The organism is Zoogloea sp. JDB1 (assembly GCF_056724025.1).
On record NZ_CM161496.1, the window covers coordinates 3,591,940 to 3,610,489 of the forward strand.

Genomic DNA, 18,550 nt, shown 5'->3' on the forward strand with positions numbered 1-18,550 from the left:
CCGCCCCGCCTCGACATTAGTGGTGAATGTCTTCCAGGCTGGCGACGGAGTCGAACTCGCGCTGGTTGGCCTCGTGGCGGAGTTTCACGAGGTACATGGTTCCCGCCACGAACAGCCCGAAGGCCACAACGACGGTGCTGATCGAGAAGCCGGAATGGATCAGGAAGGCGTACAGCCCGGTCATCACCAGGATGGACAGGTTCTCGTTGAAGTTCTGCACGGCGATGGAGTGGCCGGCGCCCATCAGAATATGGCCGCGATGCTGCAGCAGGGCGTTCATCGGCACCACGAAGAAGCCCGATAGGGCGCCGATCAGAACCATCAGTGCCATGGCCAGGTTCATGTCGGTCACGAAGATCATCACATTGACGATGACCCCCATGATGATGCCTAGCGGGATCACGCGTACCGAGGCCTTCATCGTGATCATCTTGGCAGCCATCACGGCACCGATCGCCACGCCGACGGCTACGACACCCTGCAGCATCGAGGCCCGGGACAGGTCGAGGTGCAGCGCCTGTTCCGCCCACTTGATCACGATGAACTGCAGCGTGGCGCCGGCGCCCCAGAACAGCGTCGTGGTGGCCAGGGAGATCTGTCCCAGCTTGTCGCGCCACAGCAGCTTCAAACAATGATTGAAGTCATGCAGCAGATAGACGGGATTCTTGCGCAGCACCTTGTGATCAACGCCCGTGTCAGGCACCTTGAGGTTGAACAGTGCGGCGGTCAGGTAAAGTAGGCCAACGATGGTCAACGCCATCTCGGGGACGGTATCGATGCCGGTGTCCACATAGGGTAAGTCGATGCCCAGCAGCGTTTGGGCGATGGCAGGCTTGATCAGCATGCCGCCGACCAGGGTGCCGAGAATGATTGCACCGACCGTGAGCCCTTCAATCCAGCCGTTGGCAACCACCAGCAGTCTGTGGGGCAGGTACTCGGTGAGAATCCCGTATTTGGCCGGCGAATAAGCCGCTGCGCCCAGGCCGACGATGGCGTACGCAGCCAGCGGATGCAGCCCGAAGAACATCGACGCACAGCCGAGTATCTTGATGGTGTTGCTGATCAGCATCACCCTCCATTTGGGCATGGAGTCGGCGAAGGCGCCGACGAAGGCGGCCAGCAACACGTAGGACAGCGTGAAGAAAAGCTTGAGGAGCGGCTCGTATTCCTGCGGCGCTTGCATCTCCCGCAGAACGTAGATCGAGGCGATCAACAAAGCATTGTCGGCAAGCGCAGAGAAGAACTGCGCCGCCATGATCATGTAGAAACCGAAAGGCATCGCTGGGATACGAGAGCGCGGTGATTTATTTTTTGGACCGCGCTTTATACCACGAAGGTTGTGACCTCTTCTGGCGACTGGATCAATGTTGTGATCCAATAGGGTATACATAAACCGGATTTATGAGCCATGGCTGATCGTCGACTTCAGGTGTTCCACGCGGTTGCCCGCCACGGATCCTTCACCCGCGCTGCAGAAGCGCTGTTCATGACGCAACCGGCCGTCACTTTCCAGATCAAGCAGCTGGAAGAGCAGTTCAACACACGCCTGTTCGACCGCGGGCACGGCCGGGTGGTCCTGACCGCCGCGGGCGAACTGGTGATGGCCTACGCAGAGCGGATCCTCGGTCTCACCGAAGAGCTGGAATCGCGCGTGTCCGAGCTGACCGACGAGTTGTCGGGGGTGCTGCATTTGGGTACCAGCACCACCATAGCCGGTTACTGGCTGCCTTTTCTGCTCGAAGGCTTCAAGCGGCGCTATCCGCGGGTGATCCCCAGGGTGTCGGTGGGTAATTCCCAACTCATCGAATCCCGCGTGATGGACCGCAACCTTGACGTCGGCCTCATCGAGATCGTCACCGAACAGCCGACGCTCGATCGGCGCGGTGCCGGGCAGGACGAACTGCAGCTGATCGTCGCGCCGGATCACATGCTGGCGCGGGAACTCAGCGTGCGTGCCGAGCAGATCGCACCGCATCCGCTGATCCATCGGGAGCCGGGCAATGCCATAAGGGATCTGGTGGACCAGTTCTTCGCTACTGCCGGGATTCCCTATGAGGATCTCAACGTTGCGGCAGAACTCGGCAGCCTTTCGTCGGTCAAGCATCTGGTCGCCCAGGGCTTTGGCGTCGCCATTGCATCGAAGGCGGCGATCCAGAGTGCGGTGAAGGCCGGACGTCTGGTCGGCATTCCGCTTGAGCCCCGCCTGCACACGCCGCTGGAAGTGATCCTGCTGAAGGACAAATTCCGCTCCCGCCTGGTCAATACCTTTGCCGATTTCGTCACCGAGGAGATCGGCCGCCTCGCATCGTCAAGAAACAACTGAAAAACCACCATGCCCCGTCCGATACGTGCCTCGATCAACCTCGAGGCCTTGCGCCACAACTATCAGCTCGCAAAGAACCGTTCCGGTAACGCCAAGGCGTTCGCCGTCATCAAGGCCAACGCCTACGGTCATGGGCTAGCCAATGCGATGGCTGCATTCGGCGACATCGCCGACGGATTCGCTTTGCTGGATATCGAAGAGGCGCGCCGGCTAAGGGATGCGGGGCTGCAGCAGCCGATCGCGCTGTTGGAGGGGTTTTTCGAGCCGGCCGATCTGGCCGAGGTGGTGGCGCTGGGGCTGATCCCGGCGATCCACGGCGAGGCCCAGCTCAAGATGCTGGAGCGGGTCCGCCTGGACGCGCCGATCGATGTGCTGCTGAAGATCAATTCCGGCATGAACCGTCTAGGCTTCACCGCCGACAACTTTGCCGCGGCTCTGGCCCGGCTGCAGGCCTTGCCGTGCATCCGCTCCATCACGCCGATGACCCATTTCGCCCGCGCCGATGACGAGGTGGGTATCACCGGCCAGCTCGGCGTGTTCCGCGCCCTGACCGCCGGCCTCGACCTACCGGTGAGCCTGGCCAATTCGGCCGCGCTGCTGCGGTTTCCAGAGGCCGCCGGACAGATCACCCGCCCGGGCATCATCCTGTACGGCGGCTCGCCGATGCCGGATCAGCAGGCCGCCGAGGACATCGGCCTGCGTCCGGTGATGACGCTGAGCAGCGAGATCATAGGGACGCAGAGCATCCAGGCCGGGGACAAGGTCGGTTATGGCGGCACCTTCACGGCCGATGGGCCGATGCGCATCGGCACCGTCGCCTGCGGTTACGCGGACGGCTATCCGCGCCATGCGCCTAGCGGCACGCCGATCCTGGTCGGCGGGCGACGGACCCGCGTGCTCGGCCGCGTGTCGATGGACATGCTGGCCTGCGACCTGACCCATCTCGAGGAGGCTGGCGTCGGCACGCCGGTCACCCTGTGGGGCGAAGGCCTGGCGGCGGACGAGGTGGCCACGGCTGCCGGTACGATCAGCTACGAGTTGTTCTGCGCATTGGCGCCGCGCGTGCCGGTGCAGGTGAAGGGCCTGGGGCGCTGATGGCCAAGGTCAAGACGGTGCATGTGTGCACCGAGTGCGGCGGCAAGTCGCCGCGCTGGCAGGGGCAATGCCCGCACTGCAGTGCGTGGAACACGCTGGTCGAGTCTGTCGTCGAGCCGGAGGCCCCGGTCGCCAAGCGCTTCTCCGCGCTGGCCGGAGATTCCGGCAGGCTGCAGACGCTGGCTGACATCCAACCGAAGGAGTCAGCGCGGGTTCCGACCGGTATCGAGGAGTTCGACCGTGTGCTGGGCGGTGGCCTGGTGCCCGGCGGCGTGGTACTGATCGGCGGCGACCCCGGCATCGGCAAGTCCACCTTGTTGCTGCAGGCCCTGGCCTTGTTGTCGAGCCAACAGCGTGCCCTGTATGTGAGCGGTGAGGAGTCCGCAGAGCAGGTGGCGCTGCGCGCCGCCCGTTTGCAGCTCGATGCTCGTGGTCTGCAACTGCTGCCGGAGATCAATCTCGAAAGAATTCTAGGCAGTCTGCGGGACGTCAAGCCCGATGTGGCGGTGATCGACTCGATCCAGACCATCTACTCGGAGACTCTGGGCTCAGCGCCCGGCTCCGTCGCCCAGGTGCGTGAATGCGCGGCCCAACTGACCCGCTTTGCCAAGCAGGGCGGCAGTACCCTGATCATGGTCGGTCATGTGACAAAGGACGGCACGCTGGCCGGGCCGCGCGTGCTCGAGCACATCGTCGATACCGTGCTGTATTTCGAAGGCGATACCCACTCCAGCTTCCGCTTGGTGCGGGCCTTCAAGAACCGTTTCGGTGCGGTGAACGAACTGGGCGTCTTCGCCATGACCGAGAAGGGGTTGAAAGGTGTGTCCAACCCATCGGCAATCTTCCTGTCCCAGCACGGCCAGCAGGTGCCGGGCTCCTGCGTGCTGGTTACCCAGGAGGGCACGCGGCCGTTGCTGGTGGAGATCCAGGCACTGGTGGACAGCGCCCACAGCCCCAGTCCGCGGCGCCTGTCCGTCGGGCTGGAGCAGAACCGGCTGGCCATGCTGCTGGCGGTGCTCCACCGTCACGCCGGTGTGGTGTGCTTCGACCAGGACGTGTTCGTCAATGCGGTCGGTGGCGTCAAGATTACCGAGCCTGCGGCGGACCTGGCTGTGCTGCTGGCGATCGTCTCGTCGCTGACCAATCGGCCCCTGCCGGCGCAACTGGTGGTGTTTGGAGAGGTTGGTCTGGCCGGTGAGATCCGGCCGGCGCCACGGGGCCAGGAACGCCTGAAAGAGTCGGCGAAGCTTGGCTTCACGATGGCGCTGGTGCCCAAGGCCAACGCCCCAAAGCAGGACATCCCGGGCATGCAGGTGATCGCCGTGGACCGCATCGACGAGGCCCTTGAGCGCCTGAAGGAGCTTGCGGATGCCTGATGGGCCCGCCGCAGCCCCCGAAATCTGCTGAAAAGCGCGTAAAACCTTGAGATTCGTGCCACAGGCGGAAAAGAGCAGGGTAAGCTACCGCCCGCGGGTGTGTAGAGCGCTGCAGGCGCAATGCGTCACCTGTTGCAGCTCCTGTATCCACCCATTTCTTTCACTACAAAAGACGAGCTATGAACAAGACTGAACTGATCGATGCACTGGCTGGCAAGAGTGGTCTTACCAAGGCCGACGCTGGCCGCGCGGTGGACAGCCTCACCGAAATCATCACCGAAACCCTGGCCAAGGGTGAGAGCGTGACCCTCGTCGGTTTTGGCACCTTCGCCGTTGGCGAGCGCGCCGCCCGCGTGGGCCGCAACCCCCAAACCGGTGCCGAGATCCAGATCGCTGCTTCCAAGCAGCCGAAGTTCTCTGCCGGTTCGAAGCTGAAGGACGCGGTCAACAAGTAAGCCGTCCATCGCGTGCCCGGGCACGCAAGGCAGTACCCAAGTGGCGACTCCGATGGAGCCGCCACTTTGCGTTTCAGGGCGTAAAAAAGCACCACCCGCGGGCGGTGCTTTGCTATGGTCGGATGCGTGATCAGCGGGTCACGATAGGCGCAGCACCGGTGCGGTTGCGCATGGCAACCTGGGCGTTGCCGGAGAGGAGGTTGACTTCGTCAGCGACGATGCGTGCCGCCTCGTCGAGCAGCAAGTCCTTCACGTCTTTGCGCGCCTTCTCGGCCGCCAGATCGGCCGCCAGGCTGCGTTCGCCGGACTGCAGGCCATCGTCCCGCAGCGCGGCCAGCTTGCCCTTCAGGTCGCCTTTTTCACGCTGCTTGAGGCGGTTTTCCCGGACCTCCTTTTCCTTCCGGCGTTCGGTTTCGTTGAGCGAGATCGACTTGCTTTCCCGTTGCCGGCGGACGTCGGCAATATCGTCCAGCAGGCTCTGGAAATCCTTGTCGGCAGCGGTGCGCGCCTGGTAACGGGTCTGCAGCGCCGGGATCACGTCCTTCAGATTGCCGGCCGGCTTGAAGCTGGCGGCGTCGATCTGCACCCAGGGCAGGGCGTTGTCGTAGCTCGACTCCCCGTAGTTGTCCGTGTCGGAAGCGGATGGGAACCGGATGTCGGGCGTCACGCCCTTGAGCTGCGTCGTTCCGCCGTTGATGCGGAAGAACTGGGCGACGGTCATCTTCAGCTCACCGAACTTCGGCTTGCTGTTCTTGGCGATCTCGTCGAGGTTGACCAGCGTCTGCACCGTACCCTTACCGAAGCTCGGCTCGCCGATGATCGGTGCGCGGCCGTAGTCCTGCAGCGCGGCGGCGAAGATCTCGGAAGCCGACGCCGACGCTCGGTTGATCAGTACGGCCATCGGACCGTCCCAGGCCGTACCGGCATTCTCGTCGCTCTCTACGCCGATCTTGCCGTCCGTGCGGCGCTGCTGCACAACCGGCCCCTTGTCGATGAACAGACCAGTGAGCTCCACCGCCTCACGCAGGGAGCCACCGCCGTTGTTGCGCAGGTCGATCAGCAGGCCGTCCACCTTGTCCTTCTTGAGCTCATCGATCAGGCGCGCGACGTCGCGGCTGGCGCTGCGGTAGTCCTTGTCGCCCTTGCGGCGGCCTTCGAAGTCTTCATAAAAGGTCGGCAGCGTGATGACGCCGATGCGGCGGGCGTTGGCGCCATCGCCGGACTTGATCACGGTTTTCTTGGCGGCCTGCTCCTCCAGTTTGATCTTGTCCCGGATCAGCGAAACCAGCTTGTGCTTGCCGTCCTGACCGGCGTCGGCAGGCAGGATGTCCAGCGTGACCTTGGTGTCCTTGGTGCCGCGGATCAGCTTGACGACCTCGTCCACCCGCGACCCGACAACATCCGCCGGCGCACCCTCCGCCTGGCCAACCCCGACGATGCGGTCGCCGACGGCGAGTTTGCCGGAGCGGGCGGCCGGGCCGCCGGGCACCAGCTCGCGGATCGTGATGTAGTCGTCCCGTTCCTGCAGCACCGCGCCGATCCCCACCAGCGACAGGCGCATGGAGATGTCGAAATCGTCCGATGCGCTGCGCCCAAGGTAGTTGGTATGGGGTTCGATGGACATCGCGAAGGCGTTCATGAAGATCTGGAACACGTCGTCGCTCTTGTTCTTCGACGCGCGGGCCAGATAGTTGTCGTAACGCTTGATGAGGGTTTCGCGGATTGACTTGTCGTCCTTGCCGGCGAGCTTGAGGCGCAGCCAGTCGTTCTTGACCCGCTTGCGCCACAAGTCCTGCACCTCGGCCTCGTCCTTCGGCCAGGGCGCCTTGTCGCGCATGTAGGGGTAGCTCTCGTTGACGCTGAAATCGAAGTTCTGGTTGAGCAGCTCGCGAGCCTTTTTCAGGCGCTCGGCGGAGCGCTGTTCATAACGCTGGAAGATCGCGAAGGGGATGGCCAGGTTGCCGCGCTGGATCGCGTCGTCGAGCAGTGTTCGTGCATCGGTAAAGGAGTCAATGTCGGCCTGGGTGAAATACAGGCGTTCGGGATCCAGGGCCTTCAGATAGCGGTTGAAGATCTTCTCGGACAGCGCATCATCGAGGGGTTGCGCCTTGTAGTGATAACGCCCGAGCAACTGGGCGCTCAGATACGCGGTCTGGGCCTGCTCGGTGGTCGGGGCGAGGCGCTGCGCAGCCGGAGCCTCCAGGGCTGTCGCCGGCGCCGAAAGCAGGACCGGTGTGGCGAAGGCGAGGGCCAGCAAGGACCGGATCAGGCTGATTTTCACTGTATTACTCCAGGAATGCGGGTGTTGCGAAAGGGAACAAAGCTACATGCTTCCGTAAGCCCCGTCGACAGCAGAAATTGCGAGATGTTCGTAAAGTTAGGCCAAATTTGGCGAGAATCTGTGTCGCGTGAACTTCTGCGACGCCACGCACTCACTTCGAATGGGTATGCACCGAGGCCCTTAGGTATAAAGCCACTCATCTCCCTGGAGGAAAGTCCGATGAATCAGGAAAGCTTCTGGAGCAAGCGTTATCAGGACGCCGGCGACGATTATCTGTTCGGCACCGAACCCAACCGCTTTCTGGCCCGGCGGGCTGAGCGTCTGCAGGATGGCAGCCGGGCCTTGTCGGTTGCCGATGGGGAAGGGCGGAATTCGGTGTGGCTGGCTGAGCAGGGGCTGGATGTGACGGCCATCGAGATCTCCGCGGTCGCTGTTGAAAAGGCCCGCCGCCTGGCTGCCGGGAAGCAGCTGGACGTACGTTTCCTGCAGGCCGACATGCTTGCACCGGGGTGGTCGCCGGCCGAATTCCAGGCGCACTTCGACTGGGTCGTCGGTATTTTCATCCAGTTCGTCGGCCCCGAGTGGCGGGAGCGGCAGTTCGAAGTCATGAAACAGATGACCCGGCCCGGTGGGCGGATCCTGCTCCAGGGCTATACGCCGAAGCAGCTCGAATACGGTACGGGAGGGCCGTCGGCGGTGGAGAACCTCTACACCGAGGAAATTTTGCGGGAGGCCTTCAGTGGCTGGGAAGTCGAGGAGCTCGTCGAATATGAAGAGGAAATTACTGAAGGCAGCGGCCACAAGGGGCGTTCAGCGTTGATAGGTCTGATCGCGCGAAAGCCATCTGTAGCGGGCTGAGCGGAATCCCACCTGGGGTATTTCACTTTACAGTCGTGAAATACCCCAGGTGGATCGAGCTCTTGCCGGCAGTAGGCTGTGGGGCTCGGCCTGCCCTGCACCCGCGAGGCTGCGCCCAGGATCGCGGTCCGCGTAATAATGATGCTTCAAACCAGATCCAGAAGGATGACCATCATGAGTACAAATCTCACGCGCCGCCGCCTTCTCCAACTCGGCATCAGTGGCGTGACAGTCATTCCGTTGGCGATCCTGGTCCGGGATGCCGGTGCAGCCACCAATCAGACACTCCGCGTGCAATTCAAGTATCAGGACAGTCCGGTGGACGGCAAGAGCTGTACCTCGTGCCTGGAATTCGTGCCGGGTAGCTCCCCTACGGCACCGGGCCGCTGCAAGCTCATTCCCGGTGACGATGAGATCTCGCCGAACGGCTACTGCACGTTGTGGAACACGATGTAGGCCGGCACTGGGACGACGGTCCGTGTGGAAAGCCATACGAAGCTGGTCGGCATCAGTGCGTATCACCGTCTTCGGGCTTAACCTGCGGAGGGTGGGGAGCGCTGGCTATCTGAGCCAGAAGATCCAGTGTGCGCGTCTCGGCATCCTTCGCCCGGACCGATTCCCGTTCGAGTTGCCGCTCAAGCATGTCAATTCGAGCTGCATGGGCGCTACTGATCGCGGTGCGCTCCAGCAGGGAACTATTTAGCACTGTAACTTCGGCCCTTAGGGCGTTGATGTCGGAGTCTTTGGCACTGGCTGCGGCGGCCTGTTCACGTGCATGTGAGGCCTGAGCCGCCGCGCGCTCCTCCGCTTCGTCGGTCTTCTTCCGTTGGGCGACAAGGGTGCTTTCCAGTGCGGCGGCGCGCTGCCGCCATTCCTGCACCGCTGCAGCGTGATCCTGGCGCAGCTGGTCGGTCTGGCGCATCAGATGCTCCCGCTCGCCGGCGGCGCGTTCCCGCTCGATGCGCAGCTCGTCGATCAGGCGATTGCGTTCGGCGGTGGCCTGTACGCTGAGCTCCATGAGCTGCAGGCGGTGCTCGTCGCGCAGGTTTTCGAGTTGCCGATGATTCTCAGCGATCGTCGCCACCTGCTGCTCACGCTGGGCCAACAGGTCCGCAATCATTGCTTCGCGGGCCAGCTCGGCTTCTTTCAGGCTGTCGAGCTCGGTCTGCAGGCGTGCGGTTTCCGCGCGTTCGTCACGTAGCCTGTCCTGGGCTTCGGCGCTTTCCCGGCGCGCCTGATCCGTGGCCAGCTGAAGTTCTTCGGCCTGCTTGTCGAATCCGGCTTTCAGCGTTTGCTCGGCGGCGGCCGCGCCTTCCGCCGACAGGGCGAGCAGGGCGTCGAAGAGGCTCTTGGCCTTGAGCTGCAGGCTTTCCGGCCAGCTTCCGAAGAACGGATGTCGACTCAAGGCCGAGGCTTGTGCCTGAGCTTCCCGCCATTCGCGGATGTAGGCCGAGACGATGCGCGTTGCGCCTTTGCCCAGTTGCTCATGGACCTTCAGATAGGTCGGATTCTCTCCGGCGGCAGCGAGGTCATTGCACACCGCTTCAACCATCTCATAGCTCACGGCGCTGGCCATCGCTTCATTTCCTTTGCTTTTGCATGGGGCTTTCGGGTCGTCCACATTACGTGGGCATGGTTTCATATATTGCGCAATTGCGCAATGTTTAATCCGGCAAGATGCAAATAATGTCGAGTTCTGTAATTATCGTTACTATATGCACATGATCAGCCGTGATTGGCTGCGAGATGTTTGAAGAGTCGATAGGCCACGATGATGAGCAAGACCAGATCCTCCCAAGATAGCGAAGCAAGCTTCGAACTCGTGGTGCCAGACGTCGGTCTGCGCATGGGCGCCAGTTTCCTGGCGCCGAACATCACCAACTCCCTTGGCGTAAGCAACGACAGGGACGCCGTGCTGGTGTGGCTCAACACCCGCGCCAAGAATGCCCACACCCGCAAGGCCTATCTGCAGGAGCTTCGTCGTTTTGTCACTTTCCTGGCGTGCCTGCGTGGCGTCGCGCTGGCGCAGGCGACAGTGGCCGATCTGGAAGCTTTCCGTGCGTGGTTGGCGATGCCCTACCTGCCGGAACAAGGCTGGCCGGCGGGCTACTTGCCGTTCAGGACCGATGGAGCCGGCAAGCTGCTGGGTTTGTCCATCGGTAGCCGCCGCCGGGCCGATATCACGGTTCGCGGTCTGTACCGTTTCCTACATGAGGGCGGTTACCTGCTCACCAACCCCTTCCTGCAGCTCGGTAAGCTGACCGGAGAGGAGATTTCCTTTGAGGAGTTGTCGCGCCTTGGCATGTCGCCCCAGCAGTACGCGCGCAAGCTGCGCCAGGACGCGATACGGGAAGACAACCTGGCGGCCGACAAGGCCTTTTCCTTCGACCTGTGGCGGTGGTTGCGTGTATTCCTCGATGCGCCGGAAAACACCTGGAGGATTCCGTCCGCGGATGACGAGCTAGAGCAGGGGGCTGATGCGGTTGAGCCGTGGCCGCTGGAGCGCCGGGCCCGCCTGCGCTGCATCCTGCTGTTCAGTTATGCGGCCGCGAGCCGGCGCGCCGAGCTGGCCGAGGCCACGATGAGCGCCGTCGTCAAGAGTGGTTCGCGCTGGGTCTGGAAGGTCGTAGGCAAGGGACGCAGCGCCACCGATGGCCCTGATCGTGTGACGCTGGACGAGGATGCCGTCGCGGCCTTGCAGCATTACCGCCAGACGCGTGGCCTCGGCAGCTATCCAGATAGCAGTGAATACGGCATCCCGCTGATCGCCAAGCTGAGTCCCAAACGGGCCCGCCGGGTCGAGCTCAAGACGGGCGAGGGTGTCACTCCCGGCTATCTGAACTCGGAGCTACGCCGCTTCTTCAATTTTGCCGCCCCCTTTGCCGCCCAGGTCGAGCCTCACTGGGAGATCGACCTCCGGAGCGCAGCGTCCCATTGGTTGCGTCATACCCGCGGTAGTCATTTCGCGCTGGGACATGTGTCTTTGGCGAGGACCGCCGAGCAGCTCAGGCACAAGGACCCGCGCACCACCAGCCGCTACTACGTGCATATGAAGGACGAGGAGCGCGGCGAGGCGGTGGATGAAGTCACTAGGCTGCTGAACGGCGTTTAGCCAGTGTGGGCTCCCGTCATGGGCGGTGATGGCGGCGTCTTGTCGCTGCCCCATCGGAGTCGATGTCCGTGTCCGCCCGGAGACTTCACGATTGGCGACGGGGCGGGTAATGTTCGCCTCAATGAGCAATGAAGAGCACGCAATCATTGGACATGAAGACTTGAGTTGGCTGTTGCCGGGGGCCACCGTCGCGCACTTCGCCAGGGTACTCCTGTGGCTGCTTGTGGCCGCGGTGCTGACTGGCCCGCCATGCGCTTGGGCCGACGAGGTGCCGCTACGTTATTTCCCTGCAGGTCCGATTTATGAATATCGCTGGAAGCTCCTTGAATTGGCGTTGGCCCATGGGGTTCCGGCAGGCGCGCCGCGGGTCCGACTCGCCCCCTATCCGGAGGAGGTGACCCAGAACAGGGGAGTGGCCTTGCTGCAGTCCGGCGCGATCGACGTCGTCGCCCTTGGTACCAATGCCGAGCGGGAAGCTCAGATGCGCCCGGTCCGGATCGACATCCTGCGCGGCATTGTCGGTTACCGGCTGCTTGTCATCCGTGCGGTGGACCAAGCGCGCATTGCCGGTATGGACGACCGGGCATTGCGTGCGCAACTCATTTTCGGCCTCAACAGCCAGTGGGCCGATCTGCCCATCCTGCGGGCCAACGGTTTTACGGTCGTTACCTCGAGTCGTTACGAAAATCTCTTCGGCATGCTCGCAGCGGGGCGCTTCGATGCCTTCACGCGGGGGCTCAACGAAGCCGCTAGGGAACTGGGCGAGCGCCGGGCGAGATATCCCGGCCTTGCGGTCGAGAACACGCGGGCGCTGTATTTTCCTTTTCCGGTGTACTTCTGGGTCCGTAATGACAACCAGGCGCTGGCCGGGCGGATCGAACGGGGCCTGCGACTGGCTCTGGCCGATGGTTCCTTTCGCGCCCTGTTCGAGAGCTACCATGCTGCGGAGATCGCCCGGCTCGTCCACGAACGGCGCCATGTGATCCGCCTCGCCAATCCGATCCTGCCCAGTCCGGCTGACGAGCCGGACACGCGCTGGTGGTGGCGGGATGGCGGTGCCTCCCTGGCGGGGCGGTGAAGAATGGCGACACCTCAGACTCTTTCCAAGCGGCTGCTCCGCACCATGTTGCCGGGCTATCTGATCATCGCACTGACGATGACGGCGGCCCAACTGACGATCCAGTACGTGAACATCAGCCGCAGTGTTGACGATGACCTGATCTCCCTGGCGCGAACGGTAGAACCCGGTATAACCACTGCGGTGTGGGAGCTCGATGCTGTACAGCTTGCGTCCATCGCCAAGGGTGTGCGGCAGAACGCCATCGTCACCGGCGTCCGCGTCGACTCCGCGGAAGATCAACAATTGGTCGAGGACGGCGATGTGCCGAGACCGGGCGACTCGGCGGGCCGGGCCATACTGAAGCGTTACAAGAGCACAACGCTGCCACTGGTTTACCAGGCCAAGGGTGTGGCACCACGCAGGGTCGGGCAGCTCACCATGTACTCGAATCGGGATGTGGTTCTGGACCGGGTGGCGTATGGATTTGGAGTCGTGCTGCTCGACTCCGTGCTGTTCACTCTCGGTCTGTGGCTGATCTTTCAGTGGACAGTCCGCTTTCGCCTGTCGCAGGCGGTCACCCGCGTTGCCAAGGCAGTGAAAAGCTGGCGCTTTCGTCCGGACGACGCACCCGTGGACAACATCGACTATCCCTACCGGGACGAGCTGGGTGAGTTGGTGAGCGCCTTCAACGACAGTCGCCGGCGGCTCTTCGATTCCTTGCGTGAACTCGACGCCCTCAACCGTAACCTCGAGACGATGGTTGACGCGCGCACGGCCGAGCTTACGAAAGCCAAGGAAGACGCCGAAGCGGCGACCCGCACCAAGTCGGAATTCCTCTCCAACATGAGCCATGAGATCAGAACGCCGATGAATGCCGTCCTCGGCATGCTCTACCTTGCACAGCAGGCCGAGCTGACGCCGGACCTGCGCAGCAAGCTCGCCAAGGCGCAGGGAGCTGCCCGCTCCTTGCTCGGCATCATCAACGATGTTCTCGATTTCTCGAAGATCGAGGCAGGCAGGCTGGAGGTGGAGGAGGTCGAGTTCGCCCTCGATGACGTACTTGAGCAGGTCACCGACGCGATTGGCTACGAGGCGGCCCGCAAGGGCATCGAATTCCTTATCCGCTACGACCCGGCGATTCCCACCCGCCTGCTGGGAGATCCCCTCCGCTTGGGGCAGATCCTTCTCAACCTGTGTGGTAATGCGGTGAAATTCACGGAGCAGGGTGAAGTGGAGCTGGCCCTTCACGCGCTCAGTATCCGCAACGATGCGCTCAGCCTGCAGGTGTGCGTGCGCGACTCCGGCATTGGCATGTCGGAAGAGGCGCAAGCGCGTATGTTCGAGCAGTTTTCCCAGGCCGACCAATCCACCACGCGCCGTTTCGGCGGGACTGGCTTGGGCCTGGCCATCAGCCGGCGTCTGGTTGAATTGATGGATGGGCGAATCTGGGTCGAGGAGTCCCGCCCGGGCAAGGGCACTTCGATCTGCTTCACGGTGCATCTGCGGGTCCCGCCGCAAGCCGGAACCGCCGCGCGGGGGCTGGCCGAACGGGCCGGACCACTGTTGAAGGGCGTGCGTGTGCTGCTGGTCGAAGACAACCACGCCGCCCGGGAGATCCTCGGCGAAATGCTGCATTTCCTTCACGTGGAAGCCACTGCGGTCGGCACGGGGATCGAAGCGCTAGCCGCGCTGCGCAACCCTGGCGCCACGCCTTACGATCTGGTCCTCATGGACTGGCACCTGCCGGGCGTGCACGGCGACGAGGTCGCCCGGTTGATTGGCAGCGATCCGTCCATTGCGCAGCGTCCGAAGGTAGTCATGGTCACTTCCTACGGTCGCGACGACGTCATGCGTCTGGCCGAGCGGGCTGGGGTCGAAGGCTTCCTGGTCAAGCCGGTTTCCCCGTCCATGCTGCTCGATACGTTGCTTTCGGTTCTGGGACGAGTCCGCCTCCTGCCACCCGCATCGGAAGGCCTGCCGATGGAGACTGGCGGCGGGCATGGCGGAACGGCTCGTCTGGCTGGTGCACGGGTGCTGCTGGTGGAAGACAACGACATGAATCGGGACTTCGCGTCGGAGCTGCTGCGTAGCGAAGGGATCGAGGTGGATGAGGCGCACAATGGTCAGGAGGCCGTGTTCAAGGTCAGCGAGCACGACTACGACGCCGTGCTGATGGACATTCAGATGCCGGTCATGGACGGACTCGAAGCGGCCACGCGGATCCGCGCGCTCACCTCTAGTCCTGCCCGCCAGCGTGTAGCCGAGGTGCCCATCATCGCTATGACGGCACTGGCCATGGAGCAGGATGCAGCACGCTGCCTGGCTGCGGGCATGAACGACCATATCGCCAAGCCCATTGACCCGCAGCGGCTATTCGAGGTCCTGCTCGCCTTCGTGTCCCCGAAGCTGGCGCAGCGTGGTGCCCTCCGGGCCTCGGAGGCGGTGTCGATGGCGGCCGGAGCCTGCCCGCCGGATCTGCTGGCGCTCACGTGTTTCGATGCAGAAGGGGGGATCCGCCGCATCGGCGGACGGCCCGAAGCCTACCGGCGGCAATTGAAGCGTTTTCGAGAGCACTATAGCAACGCGATCAGCGAGTTGCGCCGTCTGCTCCGAGAACGAGGCACAGCGGCGGCGGAGGCCTATTGCCATGCATTGCGGGGCGTGACCGGCAATCTTGGCGCCGGCCCGCTGTATGCTCAGCTCATGCTCGTCGATGAAGCCCTCAGGAATGATGTCCTGCCCGACGAAGTGGTGCTGCTCCGGGCAGAAGCGCAGTTCGTCGAGGCCATCGGGGAAATCGATGCGCTGACGTCCGCCAACAGCCGACTGGCCCAGGGAGAAGCGCGGCGGCTGGCGCCCGACGCGCTGCAGGAATTGCTGAAGCGCTTGGGTGATGCGCTGGAGTACGATCTAGGGGCTGTGGACGGTTTGCTCGGCGAACTGCGGGCCAGGGTTGCAGATACGCCGCTGGCGGCCGATATCGATGCACTGGCCGCCGAGATCGATATCTTCGACCTCGATGCGGCGCGGCACCGACTGGGCGAACTGAAGGCCGACGAGCGGACACCGAAAAATGAGTCAGCAGACAAGCAATAACAGACCTGTGGAAGAGCGCCCGCGCGTGCTGATCGTGGATGATGTCCACGAGAATCTGCATATATTGGTCGGTATCCTGCGTGACGAGTACGCCATTTCCGCCGCGACCAGCGGGGACAAGGCCCTCGCACTGGCCCATCGGCATCCGCAGCCCGACCTGATTCTGCTCGATGTCCGGATGCCTGGTATGGACGGCTATGAGGCGCTCGCCCGGCTGAAAGCCGACCCCGCCACCATGGGAATTCCGGTGATCTTTGTGTCGGCCCTGTCGGATCCGGAGGACGAAACCCGTGGGCTGGCAATGGGCGCCGCTGATTTCGTCACCAAGCCGGTCAGCCCGGCCCTCCTCAAGGCGCGCATCCGCAGCCAGCTCGAATTGAAGCGCTACCGCATCCCGCAGCCACTGGTGAGCATCGCGCCCCACGATGGCGGCGACCGCCAGAAGGCGATCCTGATTGTGGACGACGTGCCCGAGCACATCCACGGGCTGCTCGAAGCTTTGAAGGACGAATACCGCATCCTCGTGGCCTGTAACGGGAGCCAGGCGCTCGAAATCATGCAAGGCACGTCGCCCCCGGACCTGATCCTGCTCGATGTGGTCATGCCCGACATGGACGGCTACGAGGTGTGCCGCCGCGTCAAGGCGACCGCGGTCGGCAGCCGTATTCCGGTCATCTTCGTGACGGTCGTTGATGAGACCCGCGACAAGGTGAGGGGCTTTGAACTGGGCGCCGCTGACTACATCACCAAGCCCTTCGACATCGACGAGGTGCGTGCGCGCATCCGCACCCATCTCGAGCTGGCGCGACTGCGGCACGTGCTTGAAGACGTGGTCAGCCAGCGCACGACCATGCTGCAGCTCAGCGAGGAACGCTACCGCCACCTGGCCCATCGAGACGCGCTAACTGGCCTGCCCAACCGGATGCTGTTCGCTGAACAACTGGCTCACGCCATTCTGTCAGCGGAGCGGAGCGCTACGCCCTTCGCGCTGCTCTTCATCGACCTGGACAACTTCACAAGCATCAATGAAAGCCTCGGCCACGGCGTCGGCGATCAGGTGCTGCTGGAAGTTGCCAACCGCCTGCGGGTACTCTTTCCCGACAACGATGCCATCGCCCGCATCGGTAGCGACGAATTCAACGTGGTGATGGACATGGCCGTCTGCCATTCGCCGGTGGACCTCACTGCCCAGCGCGTGATCGATGCCCTGGCCAGGCCGTTCCAGCTGAACGGTGACAGCGTATATGTGGGCGCCAGCCTCGGCATCGCCCTCTATCCCAGTGACGGCACCACCGCCGAAGCCCTGCAGAGCAACGCCGACGCCGCGCTGCACCAGGCCAAGGCTCAGGGCAGGGGAAGCCTACGCTTCTTCTCCCCCGAGATGACCAACCGTGCCCGCCAGCGCCTGACGCTGGAAGCCGAACTGCGCCGCGCCCTCGACAGGGGCGAATTCCGCTTGCACTACCAGCCGCAGATCGACCTCGCCGACAATCGCCTCATCGGCCTCGAAGCCCTGGTGCGCTGGGTCCATCCCGAGCGTGGCATCATCTCGCCCGCCGAATTCATTCCCCTCGCCGAAGAAAACGGCCTCATCGTCCGCCTCGGTGACTGGGTGTTGGATGAAGCCTGCCGGCAGATTCGTGCCTGGTGCGACGCCGGACACGCACCGCGCCGCACGGCAGTTAACGTCTCTGCGGTGCAACTGAGCCGCGGACGCCTCGTAGACTCCGTCAAGGGCGCGTTGCAGCGCAGCGGCATCGCCCCGCAGCAATTGGAGCTGGAAATCACCGAGAGCTTCGTGATGGCCAACGAAGACGAGGTTTTCCGCTCCCTCGCCGAGATCAAAGCCCTTGGCGTGCGCCTCTCAATCGACGATTTTGGTACCGGCTATTCGTCCCTCGCACGTCTGCAACGGCTGCAGGTCCATAAGCTCAAGATTGACATGTCCTTCGTGCGGGATATGACCACCAACAGCGGCAACGCTTCCATCGTCAAATCCATCATCGCCCTCGGCCATGGGCTGGGCCTCGAGGTCGTTGCCGAAGGCGTCGAGACCACAGCCCACGCCGACCGACTGCGCGCGCTACGTTGCGATGCCGCGCAAGGCTACTGGTTCAGTCGCCCCCTGGCCGCCGATGCCGTGCCTGGCTTCATGAACAGCCACAAGGACGCACATCCTATTCCCCAGCCGGAGGTCCCAGGCGCGTTGCTGATCGTAAACCGGGAGCCCAGCGTCCGGTCGGCCCTCAGGCGTGCTCTACGCCGGGAAAACCGTCACACGCTGACTGCGGCCAGCGGGGAGGCTGCGTTGGCGCTGCTCGCGGAACATCAGATTGGCGTACTGATCGCCGATCAGCGCACGCCGGGGACAGGCGGGGCAGACCTGCTGTCCCAAGTCAGGCAAGACTATCCTGAGGTAGTGTGCATTGCCCTTTCCACCGTCGAGGACGAGGACGTGGCCCGCGAGGCTGTCCTGCGTGGGGATATCTTCCGTTTTCTTGCCAAGCCCTGGTCGGATGCCGAGTTACTGCAGGTAGTGGGGGCAGGGCTGCAGCAATGTGCGGCGCGGAGCGCTGTGTCAAAGAAGTGCTGAACACACGCTTTAACGCATTCCTGTATCTGGCTAATGTGAACACGTCCTAACGCGCTCACCGTTCTGCGCCACCGTTGCGCTTGCGCAGCCCCTGTGGAGGCAGCCCGTAGCATCGGTGCGGACCGGGACGTGGGTGTGCGTCGGCGTATCGCCGATGCGTGGGTCGGCTTGCGGGCGCTCCGCATCTTCGCGCGTGGCGAGAAGGCCACCGGACCGGAGGCGCTGAGCTCAACATCATCGCCGAGCGTGGGTTGGGGATGCCCAAGGCTTAGAGAGACGCAGCCTCCTCGCTACGCCCATT

General features: G+C 63.2%; 13 protein-coding genes. 10 read left to right on the forward strand and 3 right to left on the reverse strand.

Translation table 11 applies throughout. From position 1 onward, the window contains the following. Window positions 1–16 precede the first annotated feature (16 nt). On the reverse strand, window positions 17–1,279 hold the full coding sequence (gene lplT, locus AC1PPK_RS16180; RefSeq protein WP_481114052.1) for a lysophospholipid transporter LplT: 1,263 nt from the start codon (window positions 1,277–1,279) through the stop codon (window positions 17–19). Between the two features lie 129 nt (window positions 1,280–1,408). On the opposite strand from lplT, the gene AC1PPK_RS16185 reads away from it, so the two are divergent. The 4 genes from AC1PPK_RS16185 (at window position 1,409) to AC1PPK_RS16200 (ending at window position 5,249) form a co-directional block, all read left to right on the forward strand. After that, a complete protein-coding gene (locus tag AC1PPK_RS16185) occupies window positions 1,409–2,323 on the forward strand; it encodes a LysR family transcriptional regulator (protein ID WP_481114053.1) in 915 nt (304 codons plus the stop codon). Window positions 2,324–2,332: 9 nt separating this feature from the next. Further along, on the forward strand, window positions 2,333–3,418 hold the full coding sequence (alr, locus tag AC1PPK_RS16190) for an alanine racemase (RefSeq protein ID WP_481114054.1): 1,086 nt from the start codon (window positions 2,333–2,335) through the stop codon (window positions 3,416–3,418). Next, entirely contained in the window at window positions 3,418–4,794 is a 1,377-nt protein-coding gene (gene radA / locus AC1PPK_RS16195) for a DNA repair protein RadA (RefSeq protein ID WP_481114055.1), read from the forward strand. The genes alr and radA overlap by 1 nt, the downstream gene beginning before the upstream one ends. 179 nt (window positions 4,795–4,973) lie before the next feature. After that, complete coding sequence (locus AC1PPK_RS16200; RefSeq protein ID WP_079433745.1) at window positions 4,974–5,249, forward strand: HU family DNA-binding protein; 276 nt, start codon at window positions 4,974–4,976, stop codon at window positions 5,247–5,249. A gap of 130 nt (window positions 5,250–5,379) precedes the next feature. Here the strand turns inward: AC1PPK_RS16200 and AC1PPK_RS16205 are convergent, their stop codons facing one another. Beyond that, window positions 5,380–7,530 carry a carboxy terminal-processing peptidase gene (locus AC1PPK_RS16205; protein WP_481114056.1) on the reverse strand — a complete coding sequence of 717 codons (2,151 nt, stop codon included), beginning with the start codon at window positions 7,528–7,530 and terminating at the stop codon, window positions 5,380–5,382. Between the two features lie 219 nt (window positions 7,531–7,749). Here AC1PPK_RS16205 and AC1PPK_RS16210 point away from each other — a divergent pair, with 219 nt between their 5' ends. Further along, on the forward strand, window positions 7,750–8,388 hold the full coding sequence (locus AC1PPK_RS16210) for an SAM-dependent methyltransferase (RefSeq protein WP_481114057.1): 639 nt from the start codon (window positions 7,750–7,752) through the stop codon (window positions 8,386–8,388). A gap of 174 nt (window positions 8,389–8,562) precedes the next feature. Continuing rightward, the gene (locus tag AC1PPK_RS16215; RefSeq protein WP_481114058.1) at window positions 8,563–8,844 is read left to right on the forward strand and encodes a high-potential iron-sulfur protein; all 282 of its coding nucleotides are present in this window, start codon (window positions 8,563–8,565) and stop codon (window positions 8,842–8,844) included. Window positions 8,845–8,896: 52 nt separating this feature from the next. Here the strand turns inward: AC1PPK_RS16215 and AC1PPK_RS16220 are convergent, their stop codons facing one another. Further along, window positions 8,897–10,009, reverse strand: coding sequence for a DNA-binding protein (locus AC1PPK_RS16220; protein WP_481114059.1), 1,113 nt, complete (start codon window positions 10,007–10,009; stop codon window positions 8,897–8,899). 150 nt (window positions 10,010–10,159) lie between these two features. Here AC1PPK_RS16220 and AC1PPK_RS16225 point away from each other — a divergent pair, with 150 nt between their 5' ends. The 4 genes from AC1PPK_RS16225 to AC1PPK_RS16240 all read left to right on the forward strand — a co-directional run bounded on the left by AC1PPK_RS16225 (window position 10,160) and on the right by AC1PPK_RS16240 (window position 18,249). Further along, the gene (locus AC1PPK_RS16225; protein ID WP_481114060.1) at window positions 10,160–11,500 is read left to right on the forward strand and encodes a tyrosine-type recombinase/integrase; all 1,341 of its coding nucleotides are present in this window, start codon (window positions 10,160–10,162) and stop codon (window positions 11,498–11,500) included. A gap of 160 nt (window positions 11,501–11,660) precedes the next feature. Further along, window positions 11,661–12,578 carry a substrate-binding periplasmic protein gene (locus tag AC1PPK_RS16230; RefSeq protein ID WP_481114061.1) on the forward strand — a complete coding sequence of 306 codons (918 nt, stop codon included), beginning with the start codon at window positions 11,661–11,663 and terminating at the stop codon, window positions 12,576–12,578. A gap of 3 nt (window positions 12,579–12,581) precedes the next feature. After that, a complete protein-coding gene (locus AC1PPK_RS16235) occupies window positions 12,582–15,656 on the forward strand; it encodes a hybrid sensor histidine kinase/response regulator (RefSeq protein ID WP_481114062.1) in 3,075 nt (1,024 codons plus the stop codon). Further along, window positions 15,634–18,249, forward strand: coding sequence for an EAL domain-containing protein (locus tag AC1PPK_RS16240; protein WP_481114063.1), 2,616 nt, complete (start codon window positions 15,634–15,636; stop codon window positions 18,247–18,249). The genes AC1PPK_RS16235 and AC1PPK_RS16240 overlap by 23 nt, the downstream gene beginning before the upstream one ends. The last annotated feature ends 301 nt before the right edge of the window (window positions 18,250–18,550 follow it).